The sequence below is a fragment of the Streptococcus sp. genome (assembly GCF_019414905.1).
Taxonomy (GTDB): Bacteria; Bacillota; Bacilli; order Lactobacillales; family Streptococcaceae; genus Streptococcus.
Genome location: NZ_DXLC01000039.1, coordinates 1 through 3,256, shown reverse-complemented (window position 1 = coordinate 3,256; position 3,256 = coordinate 1). Strand labels below are relative to the sequence as shown.

Below are 3,256 nucleotides of genomic sequence, written 5' to 3'. Positions count from 1 at the left end.
TTCCAGCCATGGATGCGGAAGTTTCTAAGAACCTTCGCTTGATCCTTGAGCGTAAAGGAATGACCATCTTGACTGGTACTAAACTGCAAGAAATCATCGAGGAAAATGGTCAACTTCGTATCAAGGTTGAAGGAAAAGACGATATCATCGCAAATAAAGCTCTTCTTTCAATCGGTCGTGTGCCGGATCTTGAAGGTATTGGCGATGTTGAGTTTGAATTGGATCGTGGTCGCATCAAGGTCAACGAATACATGGAAACTTCTGTTCCAGGTATCTACGCACCAGGTGACATCAACGGTACTAAGATGTTGGCTCACGCAGCCTTCCGTATGGGTGAAGTTGCTGCTGAAAATGCTCTCAAAGGAAACCATGCTGTTGCCAAATTGAACTTGACTCCTGCAGCTATCTACACTCTTCCTGAAGTAGCAGCAGTAGGTTTGACAGAAGAACAAGCCCGTGAAAAATACGATGTAGCCATTGGTAAGTTCAACTTTGCAGCTAACGGTCGTGCCATTGCATCTGATGCTGCTCAAGGTTTCGTTAAAGTTATTGCAGATAAGAAATACGGTGAAATCCTTGGTGTTCATATCATTGGTCCTGCAGCTGCAGAATTGATCAATGAAGCGTCGAGCATTATCGAAATGGAAATCACTGTTGAAGAAATGCTGAAGACTATCCACGGACACCCAACCTACTCTGAAGTGATGTACGAAGCATTTGCGGATGTTTTAGGAATGGCCATCCATTCACCTAAGAAAAAATAAAAGAAAGATAGATTAGACTGGAAAGGTGCTTTCCAGTCTCTATCGTATAAAGGGATATCATGAAATATATTATCAATCATTCAAACGACACTGCCTTTAATATTGCCTTGGAAGAATATGCCTTTAAACACCTTTTGGATGAGGATCAAATCTTCCTACTTTGGATTAACAAGCCATCTATCATTGTTGGTCGTCACCAGAACACTATCGAAGAAATTAACCGTGATTATGTTCGAGAAAATGGTATTGAGGTGGTCCGCCGTATCAGTGGTGGTGGAGCTGTTTACCACGATTTAAATAACCTCAACTACACGATCATTTCAAAAGAAGATGAAAACAAGGCTTTTGACTTTAAGAGCTTCTCAACTCCAGTTATCAATACACTAGCTCAACTTGGTGTTAAGGCTGAATTTACAGGTCGTAATGACCTTGAGATTGATGGAAAGAAGTTCTGTGGCAATGCCCAAGCCTATATCAACGGCCGCATCATGCACCACGGTTGCTTGCTCTTTGACGTTGATTTGTCAGTCTTAGCCAATGCCCTTAAGGTTTCAAAGGATAAATTTGAATCAAAAGGTGTGAAATCTGTTCGTGCTCGTGTAACCAATATTGTCAATGAATTGCCAGAAAAAATCACGGTTGAAGAATTTCGTGATTTGCTATTGGAATACATGAAAAAAGAGTATCCAGAGATGACAGAATACGTTTTTTCTGAGGAAGAATTGGCTGAAATCAATCGCATCAAGGATACTAAGTTTGGTACTTGGGACTGGAACTACGGTAAATCACCTGAATTTAACGTCCGTCGTGGAACAAAATTCACTAGTGGTAAGGTTGAAGTTTTTGCTAATGTCGTCGAATCAAAAATCCAAGACATCAAGATTTATGGTGACTTCTTTGGTATTGAAGACGTAGCTGCAGTAGAAGATGTTCTTCGTGGAGTGAAATACGAACGCGAAGATGTCCTTAAAGCTCTAGAAACCATTGATATCACACGCTACTTCGCTGGTATTAGCCGTGAAGAAATCGCTGAAGCGGTAGTAGAGTAAAGCAAAGCTATTTGTTAGTCATTGTGGGTTGCAGAAAAGATATTATCTGGATAGGATAAATCTTAAAACCTGCTGAACGAGAATCAAAAAGAACTCACTTCCAATGTTTAACAAAAAAACTCGGAAGTTTGTTCTGAATCAACTAAATACGACTATTTGTAATTGAATATAGAGATGAGAAGGTCAGTAGTAGATTATCTGTAAGGTGACACAGACATGAGTTGTTTTTGATTTCCACATAGTATTAACACCCCAAAAGATTATTATTTCTATAGTTGAACGATACCTCAAAAGTTAGACATAGAAAATCTAATTTTTGGGGTATTTTGCAGTTCTTAGTTTAGGCTTTTTTAGTATCAAAAGATGTTTCATAAAATATGGACTCAACCTTTCAACTTAATCCGGTTTATTACTTACTATCTCCAATAAAATTGAAAAGGTTGGAAAAAAGGATAAATTTATGATATACTTTATTTTAAAGACCTTATTAGAAATCTTGAAAGAGTATTAAAAACTTAGAATGAGAAAAATTGTTATCAATGGTGGATTACCACTACAAGGTGAAATCACTATTAGTGGTGCTAAAAATAGCGTTGTGGCCTTAATTCCAGCTATTATATTGGCTGATGATGTGGTGACTTTGGATTGCGTTCCAGATATTTCGGATGTAGCCAGTCTTGTCGAAATTATGGAATTGATGGGAGCTACTGTTAAGCGTTATGATGATGTCTTGGAGATTGATCCAAGAGGTGTTCAAAATATTCCAATGCCTTATGGTAAAATTAACAGTCTTCGTGCATCTTACTATTTTTATGGGAGTCTCTTAGGCCGTTTTGGTGAAGCGACAGTTGGTTTACCGGGAGGATGTGATCTTGGTCCTCGTCCGATTGACCTACACCTTAAGGCTTTTGAAGCTATGGGTGCCACTGTTAGCTACGAGGGAGATAACATGAAGTTATCTGCTAAAGATACAGGACTTCATGGTGCAAGTATTTACATGGATACGGTTAGTGTTGGTGCGACGATTAATACGATGATTGCTGCAGTTAAAGCAAATGGTCGTACCATTATTGAAAATGCAGCCCGTGAGCCTGAGATTATTGATGTAGCTACTCTCTTGAATAATATGGGAGCCCATATCCGCGGTGCAGGAACTAATATCATCATTATTGATGGTGTTGAAAGATTACATGGAACCCGTCATCAGGTGATTCCAGACCGTATCGAAGCTGGAACATATATTTCCTTAGCTGCTGCAGTCGGCAAGGGGATTCGTATAAATAATGTTCTTTACGAACACCTAGAAGGATTTATTGCTAAGCTGGAAGAAATGGGAGTGAGAATGACTGTATCTGAAGACAGCATTTTTGTCGAAGAGCAGTCTAATTTGAAAGCAATCAATATTAAGACAGCTCCTTACCCCTGTCTCTTATACACATCTCC

At 39.1% G+C, this 3,256-nt stretch carries 3 protein-coding genes; all 3 read left to right on the top strand.

Going from position 1 to position 3,256, the window contains the following annotated elements; all coding sequences use genetic code 11:
• The coding region (locus QZ359_RS01045) for an FAD-dependent oxidoreductase (RefSeq protein ID WP_293954305.1) at positions 1-764 on the top strand (764 nt) is incomplete at its 5' end.
• A 59-nt stretch (positions 765-823) separates the two neighbouring features.
• Positions 824-1,813: a lipoate--protein ligase gene (locus QZ359_RS01040; protein WP_000873998.1), complete on the top strand. Its 990-nt coding sequence runs from the start codon at positions 824-826 to the stop codon at positions 1,811-1,813.
• Between the two features lie 520 nt (positions 1,814-2,333).
• A partial coding sequence (locus QZ359_RS01035) for a UDP-N-acetylglucosamine 1-carboxyvinyltransferase (RefSeq protein ID WP_293954301.1) occupies positions 2,334-3,256 on the top strand: 923 nt, incomplete at its 3' end.